Annotated in this window: 14 protein-coding genes and 1 pseudogene; 8 read left to right on the top strand and 7 right to left on the bottom strand. The window is 64.1% G+C overall.

All coding sequences use genetic code 11. From position 1 onward, the window contains the following. Positions 1–153 precede the first annotated feature (153 nt). Positions 154–891: a hypothetical protein gene (locus G6N54_RS29185; protein WP_163794284.1), complete on the bottom strand. Its 738-nt coding sequence runs from the start codon at positions 889–891 to the stop codon at positions 154–156. A 239-nt stretch (positions 892–1,130) separates the two neighbouring features. On the opposite strand from G6N54_RS29185, the gene G6N54_RS29180 reads away from it, so the two are divergent. Then, on the top strand, positions 1,131–1,844 hold the full coding sequence (locus G6N54_RS29180) for a Type 1 glutamine amidotransferase-like domain-containing protein (RefSeq protein WP_163794282.1): 714 nt from the start codon (positions 1,131–1,133) through the stop codon (positions 1,842–1,844). A 14-nt stretch (positions 1,845–1,858) separates the two neighbouring features. Here the strand turns inward: G6N54_RS29180 and G6N54_RS29175 are convergent, their stop codons facing one another. From G6N54_RS29175 to G6N54_RS29160, 4 genes are all read right to left on the bottom strand, one after another. Then, positions 1,859–2,188: an STAS domain-containing protein gene (locus G6N54_RS29175; RefSeq protein ID WP_163794280.1), complete on the bottom strand. Its 330-nt coding sequence runs from the start codon at positions 2,186–2,188 to the stop codon at positions 1,859–1,861. Continuing rightward, entirely contained in the window at positions 2,188–6,318 is a 4,131-nt protein-coding gene (locus G6N54_RS29170) for a SpoIIE family protein phosphatase (protein ID WP_232073163.1), read from the bottom strand. The genes G6N54_RS29175 and G6N54_RS29170 overlap by 1 nt, the downstream gene beginning before the upstream one ends. Before the next feature lie 187 nt (positions 6,319–6,505). Then, complete coding sequence (locus G6N54_RS29165) at positions 6,506–7,324, bottom strand: lytic transglycosylase domain-containing protein (protein ID WP_232073840.1); 819 nt, start codon at positions 7,322–7,324, stop codon at positions 6,506–6,508. 178 nt (positions 7,325–7,502) lie between these two features. Next, a complete protein-coding gene (locus tag G6N54_RS29160; protein ID WP_163794278.1) occupies positions 7,503–7,826 on the bottom strand; it encodes a hypothetical protein in 324 nt (107 codons plus the stop codon). A 187-nt stretch (positions 7,827–8,013) separates the two neighbouring features. On the opposite strand from G6N54_RS29160, the gene G6N54_RS29155 reads away from it, so the two are divergent. From G6N54_RS29155 to G6N54_RS29145, 3 genes are all read left to right on the top strand, one after another. Continuing rightward, complete coding sequence (locus G6N54_RS29155) at positions 8,014–9,012, top strand: LacI family DNA-binding transcriptional regulator (protein ID WP_163794276.1); 999 nt, start codon at positions 8,014–8,016, stop codon at positions 9,010–9,012. Positions 9,013–9,119: 107 nt separating this feature from the next. After that, complete coding sequence (locus G6N54_RS29150; protein ID WP_163794274.1) at positions 9,120–10,526, top strand: aldehyde dehydrogenase family protein; 1,407 nt, start codon at positions 9,120–9,122, stop codon at positions 10,524–10,526. 390 nt (positions 10,527–10,916) lie between these two features. Beyond that, a complete protein-coding gene (locus G6N54_RS29145) occupies positions 10,917–11,555 on the top strand; it encodes a TetR/AcrR family transcriptional regulator (RefSeq protein ID WP_163795102.1) in 639 nt (212 codons plus the stop codon). Positions 11,556–11,621: 66 nt separating this feature from the next. On the opposite strand, the gene G6N54_RS29140 is transcribed toward G6N54_RS29145, so the two are convergent. After that, entirely contained in the window at positions 11,622–12,644 is a 1,023-nt protein-coding gene (locus G6N54_RS29140; RefSeq protein ID WP_232073839.1) for a MaoC family dehydratase, read from the bottom strand. Between the two features lie 241 nt (positions 12,645–12,885). Between G6N54_RS29140 and G6N54_RS29135 the strand changes: the two genes are divergently transcribed. The 4 genes and pseudogenes from G6N54_RS29135 (at position 12,886) to G6N54_RS29120 (ending at position 16,963) form a co-directional block, all read left to right on the top strand. Then, positions 12,886–13,578: a TetR/AcrR family transcriptional regulator gene (locus G6N54_RS29135; protein WP_163794273.1), complete on the top strand. Its 693-nt coding sequence runs from the start codon at positions 12,886–12,888 to the stop codon at positions 13,576–13,578. 59 nt (positions 13,579–13,637) lie between these two features. Further along, positions 13,638–14,789 (top strand): annotated as a pseudogene (locus tag G6N54_RS29130) (acetyl-CoA C-acetyltransferase). A 3-nt stretch (positions 14,790–14,792) separates the two neighbouring features. After that, the gene (locus tag G6N54_RS29125; protein WP_163794270.1) at positions 14,793–15,941 is read left to right on the top strand and encodes an acyl-CoA dehydrogenase family protein; all 1,149 of its coding nucleotides are present in this window, start codon (positions 14,793–14,795) and stop codon (positions 15,939–15,941) included. Positions 15,942–16,309: 368 nt separating this feature from the next. Further along, a complete protein-coding gene (locus G6N54_RS29120) occupies positions 16,310–16,963 on the top strand; it encodes a TetR/AcrR family transcriptional regulator (protein ID WP_163794269.1) in 654 nt (217 codons plus the stop codon). Between the two features lie 38 nt (positions 16,964–17,001). Here G6N54_RS29120 and G6N54_RS29115 read toward each other — a convergent pair whose 3' ends face one another. Beyond that, positions 17,002–18,312 (bottom strand): phytoene desaturase family protein, encoded by a 1,311-nt coding sequence (locus G6N54_RS29115; protein WP_163794267.1) that lies wholly within the window; start codon positions 18,310–18,312, stop codon positions 17,002–17,004. Positions 18,313–18,321: the final 9 nt, after the last annotated feature.

Below are 18,321 nucleotides of genomic sequence, written 5' to 3'. Positions count from 1 at the left end.
TCACGTCGTCCACGGAAAAGAAGTTTATGACACAGCTGCGCAGCGTTCGCGCCGCTGATCCTCGTCGCGGGCATGGTTATGTCAACACCGAAGTGGCGGCGAAGAATCCAAAGATAGAGCCGCTAACCTGCCGCCCGCACGAACGGCTTCGGTTCAGTGCGCCAGCGATGCGCCAGGGGTCGACGGTACGGGGCCCGATTGTGGGGACGTTTTCGGCAGCCGCAGCACCGCGACCAGCACAGCGACGCCCGCGACGTTACAGACGGCCCACAACGCGAGATACCAGAACGACCGGAATTCCGGTCCGAAAAACAGCGTGAGGGCCACAAACCAGCAATTGATCATGCCGAGGTAGCCCCACCACACCACCGGGGCCGTCCCGGCAGTGCTGCGGCGGCGCATCAGGATTCCGATATACATCAACGGGAGCGCGGTGTTCGCGATGGAGAAATAGGCGATCGCGATCGGGTCAGCCATCAAATGATTGAGGAAATTCCAGACGATGACCGCAACGACGGCCCCGGCCACCATCAGTGCCGCGAACTGGCCCGGAGTCGCCGACGGCAGCAGTTCTTTCCTGCCGTACTGGATCGCCTGCACGATGTAGGCGACCTCGAACGTGACAGTCAAAACCAGTGCGCACCAGAATAATTCGACATACCAGTGGTGGTATGTGTGAAACCAGGTGTGGTAGTGAGCCACGAACGACCCATCGCCGGCAAACCAGAACAGGGTGCAGAAGATCGGGATCGAGTACACCTTCTCGCGCCGGGCGATCACGTATGCGGCGAAGAACCAGGTGTAGTTGAAGATCATCGCCAGCGCGCATAACGCCAAGATCCCAACCATGTGATGGTCGATGGCGGTCAGGGTCTGTCGTCCGTCATACATTCGCGAAATCCTAAGGAGTTGACGTCAGAAAGCGAACGATCACTTGCGTGCACTTTCGTCGGCATTGGTGAATCGACGCACCGACATCAGCTGGAAGTCAGAATCCATACCGGCACCTCCGAAGCCCTAAAAGTGAACGATCACTATCGTAACTCGCGATATTGAGACGAACAAGGATCCGGCTTTATCAATGAAGCGCGAAGGGCTTGCCGGCCGCCTTCGCCGATAGGGTGACTCTCATGTCCGGCACTGATCGGGAATTGAGCGGTTCACTACAACCGATCTATCTGCTGGCGGACAGTCAGCTGCTGTTCTGGAAGCAGCGGGACCGACCATTGCTCGACACGGCACTCGATGGGTTGACTCGGGACACCCCGCCCAACGCGGCCTACATCGGTGCGTCCAACGGGGACAGCCCCCAGTTCTACGAAATCTTCGAGGCGGCGATGGATGCGATTGGAATCAGCAACCGTCGGATGATCGGTTCGTCGTTCGGCCCAGACGACCGCGCCTTCCTGGAAGCCGCGGAGTTGATCGTCTTGGCAGGCGGCGACGTGCGTCTCGGCTGGACCACGTTCGAGAGGACCGGGATGAAAGAGGCGATCCGCGGCCGCTACGCCGATGGAGCGATCCTGGTGGGTATTTCGGCCGGCGCGGTCCAGCTGGGAGAGTACGGAATCGTCGAGGCTTCCGAATCCGCTGCGGCCGAGCTGTTCGACGTGTTCAAGCTCGTCCCGACGATTGTCGACACGCACGACGAGCGTACGAATTGGGCGCGGCTATCCCGCGCAATTGTGTCGCTGCAGGGAGCAGCCACGGGGCTCGGAATCCCGTCCGGAGGCGGAGTCGTCGTCCATCCGGACGGCACCTTCGAGCCGCTGCGCCGACCCGCGCACGAATTCCGTTTCGAGGGCACACACGTCACGGGCGCACTGCTTTGGGCCGAAGACTAGGTGCTGCACCACTTTTAGGCGTTATCGTCGCCTGCCTGTGCGGCTTCGAGGGTCGCAACCTTGTCCAGACCGGTGATCGTGAGGACCCGAACCAGCAAGCGGTGGACGATGATGTGCAGGCCGTCGACTTTGTCTGCATGGTCGAAAAGCGCATTGATTCCCGCGCTATCCAGATATTTGACGGTGCTGAGATCGATGGTGATCGGCCTTCGAGTCCCCGCGCTCGCCGTGCCGAGTACTTGAATGAGCTGGGCGACATTACTGAGATCGATTTCCCCCGTCGCGGTCACCCGCGGGTTCCCGTCAGGGCCGGTGTCTGTCTTCAGCGTGAGCTCTGCGGGCATTAGGCGATCCTCGCGTACAAGTGAACGGTGGTGCCGGCTTCAGTGGAGCGAATCGTGATGTCCTCCACGAGGCCCCGCATCAGGGTGATACCGCGGCCCCGGTTGGCTCCAGGGATGTTGCGCGGCGTCTTCCAGGTGCCGCCGTCGGCGACGGTGACGTGTAGCGCGTCGACGACCGCGGTCGCGCGTAGCGAGACGGTGCCCGCGCGTTGATCGCGGTAACCGTGTTCGATTGCGTTGGCGACGGCCTCACCGACGGCGGTGAGCACGTATTGAATCTGATCGGGTTCGACACCCGCCCGGGCCAGCCAGCCGCGCAGCGCATCACGGCTCGGAGCGAGATGATCGACGTCGGCGTCGAACTGCATGGACAGTGGAGCAGGCTGCCGATAGAGCAGCGTGGCCACATCGTGCAGGTAGCCGCCCCCAGGTTCGAGCCGGACCATCAGATCGTCCGCCATCTCATCGAGCGACTGGAACCGACGGTCCTGAATCAGATCGGTCGCGCTGGAGATACCTTCATCGATCGAGCGGCCGCGACGTTCGACCAGGCCATCGGTGTAGAGCAACAACGTCGACCGCGCCGGCATCGTCACGCGGACTTCGGGCCGCAACCAGTCGGGTCGAAGCGCCAGCGGCAGACCATGCTCGCCATCGAGCTGCTCGGCAGTTCCGTTGGCGTGCACCATGATCGGCGGCGGATGACCCGCATTGGAGTACGTCAGATCCCCCGTGTCGACAGTGAGCACCGCACAGAATGCGGTGGTGCACCGCGCGCCGGGCAAACGCGCGGCGAAGCGGTCCAAACCCGCGAGGACCGCACTTGGGCCGAGCTGCTCAAGTAGCAGCGCACGGCACGCGCTGCGGAGCTGACCCATCACCGTCGCGGCGGCCAAGCCGTGGCCGACACAGTCACCGACTATCAACGCGACGCGCCCGTCGTCGAGATCGACGACGTCGTACCAGTCACCGCCAACCTGGAGCGGATGGCTGGCCGGGTGATACCGGACCGCGAAGCCCCCGGGCAGAGTTGCCGGGCCGAGCATCGCATGCTGCAGCGCCAGGGCTGTTTCGCGTTGTTCGTCCAACTGATAGACGCGGTGCAGGCCTTGACTGAGCCGCCCGCCCAGCACCTTCAGCAGATTGTGATCCTCCGAACTGAACGGGCGCAGCTCTACCAATTCGATCCACACGACGAGCACGCCGAGGGGGTGCTGCAGCGAGATGCCCGCGGTGCCAGCCTCTCCGGCGACCGTGGTCAGCAGGTCGGAATCGCGGAGCGCCTCGATCTGCAGCCGGTGGCGCGTCGGCAGTTCATCCCAGCTAGAAGGCTCACCGGCATACACCAGCGCCGGCGGCTCGTCGCGGGGAACGTCGCGGGCGAACGTCGCGGCCAAAACGCGGCGCGCGTTCCACGTCCGTCGTAGTTCTCCGATCGCGCCCCGCAGGGTGTCGTCAAGCGTATCTGCTTGTGCTAGTTGCTGGTTCAGCGCCGCCAGGGCAAGTTGGCTCTGCACGATGTAGTGCTCGGCCGTGATGTCACGCAGGGTGCCGACCGTTATCCGGCCGCCGGTGTCCGGGTCGTCCACATGATTGAAGCTGGCCGCGACCCACAGCCGGTGCCCGTCCCGGTGCACTACCGGAGCCGCGAAAGAGCCTTGGGTTTCGTTCAGCAGCTGCTCGAAGACGCCTTGGACTTGCCGGTTCGCTTCGGGATCGGCCGCCGCGTCCGGCCACCAGGGATGGGGCGCGCCGTACGGCAACTGTTCGGGGCCATAGCCCAGGATCTCGCTGAACGCGGCGTTGACCTCGATTACGGCACCGTCTTCGTCGCAGACGAAGAACCCTTCCTGCAGCGAATCCACCAGGGCGGTGCGCCACTGGGCGTGGTGGCTGCGCAACCGCGACAGCTCGACGTTGGCCCGGACCCGGGCGAGGAGTTCGGCGGCGGCGAACGGCTTGACGAGATAGTTGTCCGCCCCGGCGAGCAAGCCTTCGATGGAGGCTTCCTGTCCCGCGCGTTCGGACAGCAACAACACGGGCAGCGCGGCGGTGCGCGAGTCATTCCGCAACGCCCCGAGCAGTTGCAGACCGTCGAGCTCGGGCATCATGACGTCGCTGATGACCAGGTCGGGAATCTGCGCGCGGATGGTGTCCAACGCCTGGCGCCCGTCGGTGACGCCGGTGACCTGGTAGCCGGACGTCTGTAGCAGGCTGGTCAGGTATTCACGCATGTCGGCGTTGTCGTCGGCGATCAACACGCGCGTCCGTGCGCCGTCCTTCCCGGCGGGCGCGGCGGCGGTCATCATCGCGGTTGTGCCGGCGTCGGAAGGTTGGGCGCTGGTATCGCCCGGAAGCCAGCGCAACGCTTCCTGGACAAACGGTTCGGCGATCGCGCCGGATGTCGGACGGCCCACCGGCGGAGCCGAGACCTCGTCGATCGGAAGATGCGCCGAGCCGAAGGCCAGGCGGACGACGAAGCTGGTCCCGACGCCCTCCTGGCTGTCGACGGAGATGGTGCCGCCATGCAGGCCGACGAGTTCCTTGACCAGAGCCAGCCCGATCCCGCTGCCCTCGGTGGAGCGCGCGCGTGCGTTTTCGATGCGGTGGAAACGCTCGAAGAGCCGCGGGATTTCGGCAGCGGGTATGCCGACGCCGGTGTCGGTGACCGTGACGATGGCGTCGGTCTCGTCGCGGCTTACGGCGATTCCGACAGTGCCGTCGAAAGTGAACTTCAACGCGTTGGAGAGCAGGTTGAGGATCACCTTCTCCCACATCTCGCGATCGAGATAAACGGGTTCGCCGAGTGGCGGGCAATCCACCGTGAACGCCAGGCCGGCCCTCTCTATGACCGAACGGAACACGCTTGCCAAATCCGCTGTGACAGTTGACAAGTCGACAGGCTCGAATCGCGCCTTCATTCGCCCCGCTTCGATGCGCGAAAAGTCCAGCAGCGTGTTCACAAGCTTCGCCAACCGCAAGCCGTTGCGGTGAATGAGTTCCAGTTCCTGACGCGCCTGCTCGTCCAACCCGCTTGCCCGGCCGCGCAACTCGTCGACGGGGCCGAGGATCAAGCTGAGTGGAGTGCGGAATTCGTGGCTGACGTTCGAGAAGAACGCCGTCTTCGCCCGGTCGAGTTCGGCCAGCTCCTCGGCGCGCTGCTGTTGAGCCTGATAGCTGCGCGCGCTGCCCACCCCCGCAGCGATGTAACCGGCCACCAGCTCCACAAAGCCGCGATAGCCGTCGTCGAGCGGGCGGTACCGGTTCAGCCCGGCCACCAGGAATCCGACAGGTTCTCCGCCCTGCTGTAGCAGCGGCACCACGAGCGCCTGACCGGGCGGCTCCGACCAGGCGCCGGTAGGCAGCTCCAACGAATCGCCATCGAGCTCGATCAGTTCGGTCGCACCCTGCGCCAACTTCTCGATAGGCCACGCGGAAAGGCCGTCGGCGGGAAGTATTCGCGGCACCGCGGGATGCGCGGGCTCGATTCCGCTGACCCCGGCCAGCAACGCCTCGCCGTGGTCACCGAACAGATAGGTCGTCGTGAAGGGAAGGTCGTACGGATTGTTCGCGAGTTGCCGGGCCGCGTGGTCCAGCATCTGACGTTCGGTGCGCACGACGCTCGGGTCGGAACCAAGGTCGCGCAGCGTCGCCATCCGGCGCTGGGCGATCACCCGCTCGGTGTCTTCCCGGACCACACAGAGCATCCCGACGATGCTGGCGTCCTCGTCACGCAGCGCGCTGTAGGAGAAGGTGTGGTACGACTCCTCGGGGTAGCCCGACCGCTCCAGGATGAGCATCAAGGCCTCGTCCCAGGTGGGCTCGCCCGTCGACATCACGCTCTCGATTCGCGGACCGATGTCATCCCAGATCTCGGCCCACACCTCGCTGGCCGGGCGGCCAAGCGCCCACGGGTATTTGCGGCCCAGGGTGTCGAGGCGATAGGCGGCGTTGCAGAAGAACGTCATCTCCGGGCCCCACGCCATCCACATCGAAAACCGAGATGAAAGCAGGATGCTGACCGCCGTGCGGAGGCTTTGCGGCCAATCCTCCACTGGCCCAAGGGGGGTGGCCGCCCAGGCGACGGCGGCGAGGTCAAGGCCGATCTCCTGGTCTGCCCGGAAAACCACTGCCAGCCCTTCCGAAATGTGCTCAGACCCTGAGGCGGTCGCCTACCGCTGCCCGTTGCGGTCTCCACAAGAGAACCACTCACCGCGCTCTCGTCGCCAGCTTTTCGTTGGATAGCCCACAACTATGACGTTTGCGTGGCGGGCGGGTTCGGCAAGTCGACAATCCGGTTTGCACCCGCCGCGACCGCTACTGTGGGTGCGCCGCCAAGTAGTCCCCGACGGGAATCGGCGAAGATGCGGCGTAGCCGATGGGGAGCAGCATATCGCCGGCGGTCGTGACGTAGTAGACGTCCCAGCGATAGAAGGTGACGAAAGCCGCAGGGTCGGCCCCCATCAGCGCGGCGTAATCGTCGACCGCTTGGACGTATTGGTGCGCGTGGTTGTAGCTGTAGATGGCGTGATCGCGGTCGTTGGCAAAGCCGTCGGCGGCGAGCATGCGGCCCGCCGCCATGATGCTGTCGTGGGGCGAATTGACGTCGCCGCCTTGGCCGTAGGAGGCGAACGTCGACGGTAAGAATTGCATGGGGCCTTGCGCGCCGGCGGTGCTCACGCCATTGATGCTGCCGAAGCGGGTCTCGACCAGGTTGATCGCGGCCAGGTAGTTCCAGCCGACACCGGACTCGGCCTCCGCCGCGTGGTAGTAACCGATCAGATCGTCGGCCGGAATCGGGGGGTCGATGCGCCAGGCGGGCAACGTGTCTCGCACTTGTGCCATCGCCTGGAGTTGTCGACGGGCGTCGACATTGCGGTCGTAGACATCGAGCAGCGATGGCGGGACTCGCGGTCGGGTGACCGCATCCCATTCCGGATGCCGCCCGATGGCCCGATAGGCCGCTTGCTCGCGGTGTGCCGCCGCTGCCAGCGCAGCCTCCGGCGTCGACGGCCCGCGCAGCGCGAGTTCGTCAGCAACGAGATCGTTGGCCAACTGCTCGGGATCGGACGCCAGTTGAGGTTGCGCCCCCAGGGGCGGCGCCTCGGCGAGCATCGTGGTTGCCGGCGACGCCATCGACTGTGAACAGCCGACGATCGCGAGCACGATCATCGCCACGGCGAACGACACGCCGCGTACCTGGCTACGGTTCACTGCGTCCCATCACCAACCATTGCTCGAAGTCCTGCGACTGGATGGCCCGCACCGAGTCTTTCGCATCGGACCGCCCGACTTCAACGATTCGTTGCCGCCGCTACAGGCCGGGCAAGCAGATGGGTGCTCCGTCGCAGGTGCTTGCCGGGGAAGGATCTCCCTCGATGATGCCGGTGCCAACCTGAACGCCGCCCGCGGTTCCCCTTTCACCGACCGTGCCGCCGTAGTAGTGGTGGCAGCGGTTCATGTCCCACACCACGTTCGGCCACGGCAGCGGGCTGCCGGGGCACCAAATGCGGCTGCACACCGCTAGCTGGTTACAGATACCTGTGCCCGGGTCGGCCGCAGCGGTGCCCGCGCCGAGCGACAAGCCGGCCAGTGCGGTGGTACCCGACAGCAGAGCACCGGCAAGGATTCGCTTCATATTGTGTTCTCCTGATCGCTGCTTCGTCCGAGAGGCGAGTTCGCTACCGATCAAAACCTCCAGCCGTCTGCCGCGGACACTGGCCACATTTTCCCTGTACAGAGGCCAAAAGAAAAGACCCCGGGTGGGCACGATTGGCCGCGATCGCCGGTTGCTTACGCGGGAGCCACGTAAGGTAAGTCAGCACATGAGACGGCTGCGCCGGGAGGTCGAACTGAGCGTCAAGGGCAGGCCCACCAAGGCCGACGTTGCGCGGAGAGCTAACGTCTCGACCGCGACGGTCAGTTATGTGCTCAACAACTCTGTCGGGCGCACCATTTCGGCGCAGACGCGTGCCGCGGTGCACAGTGCGGCGGCTGAATTGGGGTATCGCCCAAACCTTGCCGCCCGCAATCTTGCCCGTGGGAAAAGTGGCGTGATCTTGTACATCGTGCCGCGGCTCGCCGGTGGCGAGATGCCCATGCAGGTCGGCACTCACATGACCACCGAGTTGGCCCGCCGCGGGATCATGCAGGTACAGCTCTTCGAGACCGAGCAAGACGACGCGGTCGTCGACGCCATCAATCACCTCCAGCCGATCGCGGTGACGAGCCTTTTCCCCTTGGGCCGCAAGGCATCTGGCGCCGTCGCGGATGCAGCCATTCCCCACATCTGTGTCCACACGCTGCCGGGTCTTCAAGACCCGCAGTATTCGGTCGGCCAAATGCGTGTCGACCATCTCGTTTCGCGGGGTCATCGCAATGTGGCGTTCGCGTATTCGGGCGATCGCCGGTGGCGCGCACTCGGCGACTACTGGATCGACGGCGTCCGACGCGCCGCGCACCAGCGTGGACTGCCCGAGGTTGCGGTGAAGGCGTTGACGCCGGACGACAGCGCCAAGGCGGTCGGTGAATTGCACGCGGCGGGCGTCACCGCGGTCTGCGCACAGAGCGACGAGGTGGCCTTCGTAGTCCTCAACGGCGTACGGCGCGCCGGACTACGCTGCCCCGACGATCTCGCGGTCATCGGCGTGGACGCGACGGCCCTGTCTCCCTTCAGCGTCCCCGCGCTGACCACGGTGGTGTTCGACCGCGAGGCGATCGCCGAAGTGGCACTGTCGGCGGTTTTGACCGAACTCGGTCTGCCCGACGGGTCACCTGCGGATCCCCGGGACATCGCGACGCTGGTCATCCGAGAGTCCACCTGAGCCACGCGCTCGGGACATACTAGACACCTACTAGTTACGCGCGTAACCTCTGTCGGGCACCCCCACCATTTTCGCGAGCGAACGGCTCGGCGAAAGGATGAAGGACATTGACTGACAGCATCGCGGTCTACAACCCCTCCAACGAGCAGCTGATCACGGAGGTCCCCGACTCCGACCAGGCGATCGTCGGCGCGGCGGTGGCCCGGGCGCGCGAGACGTTCGAGTCGGGCGTGTGGCGCAAGGCGCCCGCGTCGCACCGCGCGAATGTCCTTTTCCGCGCCGCGCGCATCATCGAAGAACGTGCCGATGAACTCGCCGCGCTGGAGGGCCAGGACAACGGCATGAACCTAACGGCCGCGCGTCACATCATCCCGGTCTCAGTCGCCATGCTGAAGTACTACGCCGGCTGGGTCGGCAAGATCCATGGCGAGTCGGCCAATCTCGTGTCCGACGGACTGCTTGGCAACTGGGAGACCTACCACACCTTCACCCAGCTCGAGCCGGTCGGCGTCGTCGGCCTGATCATCCCGTGGAACGGCCCCTTCTTCGTCGCGATGCTCAAGGTCGCGCCGGCACTGGCGGCGGGCTGCAGTGCCGTGCTGAAACCCGCCGAAGAGACGCCGCTTACCGCGCTGAAGCTGGAGGAGATCTTCCGCGAGGCGGGTCTGCCCGACGGCGTCCTCAACGTCATCACCGGCTACGGCGAGACGACGGGTGCCGCGCTCACCGCGCATCCCGACGTCGACAAGATTTCGTTCACCGGTTCGACGGAGGTCGGACGGCTGATCGTGAAAGCGGCCGCGGGCAACCTCAAGCGACTGACGCTCGAGCTCGGCGGCAAGTCACCGCTGATCATGTTCGACGACGCCAACCTCGACAAGGCGATCATGGGGGCGGGCATGGGCCTGCTCGCCGGCTCGGGGCAGAACTGCTCGTGCACCTCGCGCATCTACGTCCAGCGCGGCATCTACGACCAGGTCGTGGAAAGCCTCGCCGGCTTCGCCCAAATGCTGCCAATGGGCGGCAGCGACGATCCCGACTCCGTGCTGGGGCCGCTGATCAGTGACAAGCAGCGCAAGCGGGTGGAAGGCATCGTGAACGACGGCGTGGCCGGCGGCGCGAAGGTGATCACCGGCGGCAAACCGATGGACCGCAAGGGCTACTTCTACGAGGCGACGATCGTCACCGACACCACGCCCGACATGCGGCTCATCAAGGAGGAAATCTTCGGGCCGGTCGGCTGCGTGATCCCCTTCGACGACGAGGACGAGGTGCTCGCCGCCGCCAACGACACGCACTACGGGCTTGCCGGTTCCATCTGGACCGAAAACCTCAGCCGCGCCCACCGTGTCGTGAACGAGCTTCGCGCGGGCCAGGTCTGGGTGAACTCCTCGCTCGCGGCGGACCCGTCGATGCCGATCAGCGGGCACAAGCAGTCGGGCTGGGGCGGCGAGCGCGGCCGGAAGGGCATCGAGGTCTACTTCAACACCAAGGCCGTCTACATCGGACTCTGATCGGGCCGACGTCTGACGACCGGCCTGGAACGACCGGCCGGCGAGGGTAAGGCCACTGCGAGAATTGGCTTGCTTATTCGCGGTGGCGTTGCTCTCGCCGCACCTCCGGCCTGGGCATCAGCTTGCTAGTTTGGCTAGGCTTCTGACGATTATTCGCATGGCTGAAAGTCGGTTCAAAAGCCGATTGGCGGATCGCGGTTGACCGCAATTGAGTTGCATTCAACGAAAATGACGTCCGACGTCGAAATAGCCCAGCACTAGCGGGCAGCGAATCGATTAATCTATTCTAAACTCGAAAATTTGCAGCACGCTGCGGCGAGTGCGACACCTAGTCGAGGAAGTGATGATCGTGGTGACCCCCGAACGCAGCAATTTTGCTGGGTTAGGCGCGTGACGGGATCACGCCGATCAACGGTCGCACGGCGAGCCGGGCGGCCGCCCGCGATCGCGGCGGCGGAGACACGCGGACGCATCATCGACAACGCGTGCCGCGTGTTCAGCGAAGTCGGCTATGAGGGCGCAACGTTTTCGACCATCGCCCATCGCGCGAATTTGACCCGCCCCGCGCTCAATTACCACTTCAAAAGCAAACGCGAACTCTACCGCGCCGTCGTCGACCATACCGACGCGCTCGTCGTCGCAGTCGGGATCCAAAGGGGCCGTGAGGCTGCGACATTGTTCGGGCAGCTAATGGCGTTTGTTCATGTCGCCGCTCAGGTCGACGCCGAGGATCGTTCCGCTGCTGCATTTCTGGTGACCTCGTTGCTGCCGTGCCATCGCCCGCAGCACAACGGCGATACCGAACACGACGCGACGAAGCACACCCGAAGCTTCGTTCAATGGGCAGTCAACGGCGCTGTCGAACGAGGTGAACTAAGGACCGACATCGAAGCGCCGCTCTTGGTCGAATCACTGTTAGCGATCACCTGGGGAATGATTTTCTACATCGTGTTCCTCAGCAGCAATACCGAACTGGACCTCATCACCGACCGTTTCACCAACCTGATGACCGGCATCATGCCGATATGATCGTGCGCATCCGTTACCGCAAACCGCTATGGCACCGGAGCTAACGTGCGGCATTGCCACGACCATTTAGAAATGCAGAGCACGGAACCGCCAGTCCAGCACCTGCCGATCGGCCTCAGCTGGCGACTCGGAGGCCGCGTACACCAGCGACCGCAGTTTGAGCACTCCCCCGTTGTCAGTGGGTTCCGCGGCGTCGATGTGCAACTCGCTATACAGCGTGTCACCCTCGTACACCGGACCGGTGTGATCACAGGATTCCCAGCCCAGGGTCGTCGCAAGATTGGGCAATAGCCTCGTGACCTGAGCCAGCGCCAAGCCGATGGTATGGCCCCCGTACACCAGCCGACGCCCGCTGACCCGCGAATCATGATGGGCCGCAGCAATGTTCAGGGTGAGTCTGGCCAGTTCAGGCGCGTCGCTGACGACGTCGCCGGTGCTGTTCAGCACCGCGCCGGCCATACCGGCGTGGAAATGCGGACCGGGTACCCGCTTCCGGAACACCTCCCCCTGCCATTGCGCGGTCGCATTCACAACGGACTCCGGTGCGTCGGATCCGATGGCGGAAAGGTCATCGCCTGGATCATCGCCGGGACGCCAATCGGGACTAGCGGGCAGCATGGCGCACCGGTAGAAGTCGAGCACCAGCCGGTCGGCCTGGTCGATCGTCGTCATCCGAAGCGCCGCCATTCCGGTCGGTGCGCGCCCAGGTTTCGCCGAGTTGGCGCGCAGCCCAACCACTTCGGTTCGCGTGTAGACACTGTCGCCGATCATCGGGAATCGGTGAAAAGTGAGCCCACGGTAGAACAGATTGGCTTTGACGCGCTGGGTGGCCAACGTCGACTGCCCGATCGCCACGTCACATACCAGCGCCGGATGCGCCAGCGGGCCAGGAACACCGGTCACGCCCAAGCACAGGTGGGCGTCGAGAGCCAGCCTCAACCGATCCCCCACGATCGCTTGGTGGGCAGCGGCCAAGCCGGACGACAGCGTTATCGCAGGCGCCGAGTCGAATTCCTGACCTACCGACAGGTCGTCGAAGAACGGGCCGCCCTGACGTTGTCCCGGATACCCAGCCCGAGGGCCGTTGATAGTCACAACGCCACATGCTGGCAGGTGATCCATGTCCGGGTCAACGCGATCCCATTTCAACGACGCCTGCCGGAACAAGCTGCTGCGCAACGTATCTTCGGTTACTCATGCGCCCGTCCAAGAAACTCCTGGCCATAACGAGTCGCTGGCGGCCGGCCCCGAGTTTCCGTCGCGCGGAGTGCCATTCCACGACACGGGCTAGCGCGCCTGATCCTAGATTCAAATCCACGTCTACGATGTGATGGCGCCTAAAAAATCTACGCCGGCTTCTAATCGCGGAACTGCTGACGCCGATTCCAAATCCGCCCGCACACGTGCCCGCATCCTCGATGCCGCCACGCACGTTCTGAGCGCGAAGGGGTTTGCCGGCACACGGCTCTCCGATGTTGCCGACTATGCCGAGATTCAGGCGCCGGCAATCTACTACTATTTGGGTTCTCGCGAGGAACTCATCGAAGAGGTGATGTACTGCGGCGTCGCCGAACTACGCCGGAACGTGCAAGACGCCCTCAACGAGCTCCCACCGGAGACCTCGCCACTGGATCGGATCATGACGGCCGTCGAGGCCCATCTGCGCCACGAGCTCGAGATTTCCGATTACGCCACCGCCTCGATACGTAATTCCGGGCAGATCCCCCAGCACCTCCGCGCTCGACAACTCAAAGAGGAAGCGAGCTACGGACGGATATGGCGCCGATTGTTTGACAATGCCCAAGCAGACGGGCAAATCCGGGCCGATCTCGACCTCCGCTACGCGCAGCTGCTGGCTCTTGGCGCGCTCAACTGGGCGGCCGAATGGCGTGACCCCCAACGCGACTCCGTCGACGGCATCGTCGCCACCGCTCAATCGTTGGTGAGCCACGGGCTGAGCCCGCAGGGGCAATCACGGGCACGCAGCACCCGAAAGGCGCGCACGACAACCAGCAGACGCTGAGACGATCACCACTTCGACGCGGCTGGCCTAGCTTTTTGATTCTATGTTAAATTATGTAGGTGACTGAAGCGTTCATTGTCGATGCGGTTCGTACAGCGGTGGGTAAGCGCGGAGGAGGGTTTGCCGACGAGCACCCCGCCGACATGGCCGCCCACGTAATCCGGACCGTGGTCAAGCGACACGACCTGGATCCCGAAGCCATAGACGACGTAATCCTCGGCTGCTTGGACAACATCGGTTCCCAAGCCGGCGACATCGCACGGCCGGCCGCCCTGGCCGCGGGCCTGCCCGAATCGGTGCCCGGTGTGACAATCGATCGTCAGTGCGGATCGGCGCAGCAGGCAGTACATTTCGCCGCGCAGGCGGTGATGAGCGGCACCGCGGATCTGATCGTCGCCGGCGGGGTGCAAAAGATGAGCCAATACCCCATTCTGAGCGCGTTCACCGCAGGTGAGCCATTCGGTTCGACCGACCCCTGGACCGGATGCCGCGGCTAGGAAGCCCGGTACGGGAGCCAGGAGATCTCGCAATTCCGCGGCGCGGAGTTGATCGCCAGCCAATGGAAGCTCTCCCGCGAGGACAACGAACGGTTTGCGCTGACCAGCCATCAACGCGCCGCCGCGGCCATCGCCGAAGGCCGGTTCACCCGTGAGATCAGTGAATATGCCGGCGTCGTGAATGACGAAGGGCCACGCCCCGACACCTCCCTGGAAAAAATGGCCAAACTGTCGCCCCTGACCGAGGGTGGGGTGTTGACCGCGGCGGTGGCCAGCCAAATCTCCGACGGCGCCGCCGCATTGCTGATCGCATCCGAAGAGACCGTCAATCGGTTCGGCCTGACGCCGCGAGCACGCATACACCACATGTCGGCGCTCGGCTCCGACCCGGTGATGATGCTGACCGCCCCGATCCCGGCCACCCGCCACGCACTCAAGCGAACGGGGCTGTCGATCGACGACATCGACCGGACCGAAATCAACGAGGCCTTCGCTCCGGTGGTCCTTGCCTGGCTCGCCGAGCTCGAAGCCGACCCCGAGCGCGTCAACGTCAACGGAGGGGCTATCGCCCTTGGGCACCCCATCGGCTGCACCGGGGCGCGCCTGATGACCTCGCTGCTGCACGAACTGGAACGCACTGGCGGCCGCTACGGGCTGCAGACAATGTGTGAAGGCGGGGGCCAAGCCAACGTGACGATCATCGAGAGGATCTAACCGGTGCGCCGCACCCTGTATGGCCCCGATCACGAGGCGTACCGAGAGACCGTCCGAGAATTCCTGGCTCGGGAAGTGGTTCCCCACCAGCATGATTGGGATCACAACCGCCAGATCGATCGGAACGTGTTCACCAGCGCCGCCAAGGCGGGTGTCTACGCACTGGAAATCGGGGAGCGCTACGGCGGCGCCGGCGAACACGACTACCGCTACCGCATGGTGGTCTGCGAGGAAATCGCGAAGGTCAATGCCCTCTCGTTCGGCCTGACTGTCAGCCTTCAAAACGATCTGGTGCTGCACTACCTGCTTGACCTCACCAACGAAGAGCAGAAGCAACGGTGGCTGCCTGGCTTCGCCTCCGGCGAGCTGATCGGCGCCCTCGCGATGACCGAACCGGGCGCCGGCAGCGATCTCAGAGGAATTCGCACCACCGCCCAGCGCGACGGCGACAACTGGATCCTCAACGGCCAGAAGACCTTTATCTCCAGCGGGATCATGGCCGACCTCGTCGTGGTCGCCGCACGGACCAACCCGGAGGGCGGCTCCCGCGGCTTCAGCTTGTTTATCGTCGAACGCGACACACCCGGGTTCCGACGCGGACGTCAGCTCGACAAAATTGGACTGCCCGCACAAGACACCGCCGAGCTGTTCTTCGACGACGCGCTGGTCCCCGGCGACAACCTGCTGGGCGAAGAAGGCCGTGGGCTGCAATATCTCATGAGCCATCTGCCGCGCGAGCGCCTCGGCGTCGTTGCCCAAGCCATCGCAACCACGCGCGCGATCTACGAGCAAACGGTCGAGTACTGCCGGCAACGCAACGCGTTCGGCCAGCCACTCACTGCGTTGCAACACATCCGCTTTGAACTCGCCGACATCGCCACCGAGCTCGACATCACCGAGGCATACGTCGACAAATCGGTTGAGGCGTTCAATGCGGGCGAACTCTCCCCCGTCGACGCCGCGAAGGGCAAGTGGTACGTCAGCGAGCTGCAGCGCCGCGTTATCGACCGATGCCTGCAACTGCACGGTGGCTACGGGTACATGGTCGAGTATCCGGTCGCCCGGGCCTATCTCGACACCCGGGCCCAGACCATCTATGGCGGGACTACCGAAATCATGAAAGAACTCATCGGGCGCGAGATCGCCGGCTAGCAACGCTTTCATCGGAGCTGTCGCTAACGCAACCAGAGTAATCTAATATATATTAAATCGATGCGTCAGATGCCTGGCGTCGGATGGATCGCTTTTGTCATACCCAGCTGAGCAGCACACCGCAGCAGATGCTCCGCGAAGGCGAGAAGCATCTAGAGCTTGCCGTGGCGGGGTGAGGTTATCCCCCGCCACGGCATCACCCACACCTTCCGGCAAGACATTGTTTAATGTTGCGTAGAAATTGGGACTGGTGCGGCCCTGATCTATGGCTCGCGCTGCAACAAGAGGCCCCAAACACGGTCAAATTTCACATAAAAATTCTTCCGGCATACCGCGGCATTCCGGCGACCACTGGCTAAAATTGGTCAATGACCAGGCCGACCGACGTAGCTCCCGCACGGGGGGCGGTGTCCGCCACCAACGCCGAGTCCAAATCGGCGCTGACCAGACGGCGGATCCTGGACGCGGCCGCCCACGTCTTGAGCGCCAAAGGGTACGCCGGATTACGCCTGAACGACGTCGCGGCGCAGGCCGAGCTGCAGGCACCGGCGATCTATTACTACTACCCCTCCCGCGATGACCTCATCGAGGAGGTGATGTGGGCCGGCATCGCCGACATGCGCGAACACGTCATCGCCATGCTGGACGGCTTGCCAAGCGACGTCTCGGCGCTGGATCGGTTGCTCGCCGCGGTCGAGGCTCACCTGCGACACGAACTCGAGATCTCGGACTACACCACCGCGGCCATCCGCAACGCCGGCCAGGTGCCGCAGGCGATCCGCAAGCGTCAGATCCTCGAAGAACAACGCTACGGCGAAATCTGGCGGCGACTGATCAACGACATGGCGCGCTCGGGTGCCTTGCGGGCCGACCTCGATTTGTACCTGGCGCAGATGCTCGTGTTGGGTGCGTTGAACTGGGCAGTGGAATGGTGGGACCCGCGGCGCGGCTCGCTGGACACCGTGGTCGCCAACGCACAGTCATTCGTCCGGCATGGCCTCGCCGAGACATCGGTCGGCTGATCGAAGCTGTTCTCGTCCAGGCAATTCCGGTACTTTGCTCAACTTGCCCCAACAGGGTAAGCCTCAATGATCTTGTCGGTCACCAGCTGCGCCGTCTCGGCGCAGGCCGTCGTACCCCCGTTGGCGTACTCCTTGACCCCGTCGCCGACGTTCCACAGGCCGGCGAACGGGGTGTCGTGTGGCAGATCGAAACCAGCCACCGCACGTTGCGGGGGCCAGTCGTCCCGGGTGACCGCAACGTTGAGTATCCGCGCACGCTCATCGAAGCCGTCGATGTTGTCACGGAGATCCTCGAGGAGCAGCTCCGTTTCGGCCGCCTCGTCGAAGTCACCGATGGACGGCTTGGGCACCGACGTCCCAACGTAGAGATGCCATCCGGGCGGTGCCATCTCGGGACAGCGATCGGTGAAATTCGCGATGTAGGCCAGCCGGCGCGAGGAAGCGAAGCTGAGCATCCCGGGAACCTCAACCAGGCGATCGCGACTGGCGAAGTTCACCGAGATCATCGCCGTCGGGCGATCTCCCTTTTTCACCAGGTCCCGATACTCGGATGGAACGTTCTGCTCGCCAAGAAGTTCAACCGTCGCGGCGGGTCCAACGTCGCTTACGACGACCGGCGCCGAGACGCTGACCTCCTCGCCGCCACGCACCAACTCCACCCCGATCACCCTGCCGCGCTCCAGGAGGATCCGGGTGACGGAAGTCGACAGCCATACTTCGCCGCCGCGGGCCTGCACGACATCGGCCAGACCACGCCACAACCCAATCGTGCCTTCGGGGCGAAACCCAAACCGCTTGAACGCGCTCTTTCGGGTGAAATAGGTAAGAAACACTCGCGCCGGAAGATCCTCAGAGCCAACCGCGAAAATCAAGGCGCACATATTGCGGAAAATCCCGTGTACGCGTTCATTTTTGGTGTATCGAGACACCCACTCGGCGGTACTGATCTGATCTTCGGGCAGACCGGTGTCGTGGCGGGCGGCGCCGATGCCGGCGACCAGTTTGGCGCCCTGACGAGTAAGTTTGCTCAGCAGCATGCCCCACCCGCCGCCGGTGACGTCGACGTCCTTGCCGCCGATCCGGTACAGCAGAGGCGGTTTGGGCTCGCGGATATCAAACGGTGCGCCGACCTCGTCGCAGATCTGCTGGGTGATCCCACCCACCTCGATCACGATGGCACCGGTGCTGACCTTGAACCCGTCGATGTCGTCGGTAGATGCCCGGCCACCGACCTTGTCGAGGCGTTCGACAACCAAGGTCCGGTAGCCACGGTGGGCAAGGCGAGCCGCGGTGAACAGACCACCCGCACCGGCACCGATAACGATCACATCGAAGCGTGTTGATTGCATCTAGGTTTC

It is taken from the genome of Mycobacterium stomatepiae (assembly GCF_010731715.1).
In the GTDB taxonomy this organism is placed as follows: Bacteria; Actinomycetota; Actinomycetes; order Mycobacteriales; family Mycobacteriaceae; genus Mycobacterium; species Mycobacterium stomatepiae.
Note: the sequence above shows the minus strand (reverse complement) of the source record. Positions and strands in the feature narration are given on the sequence as shown.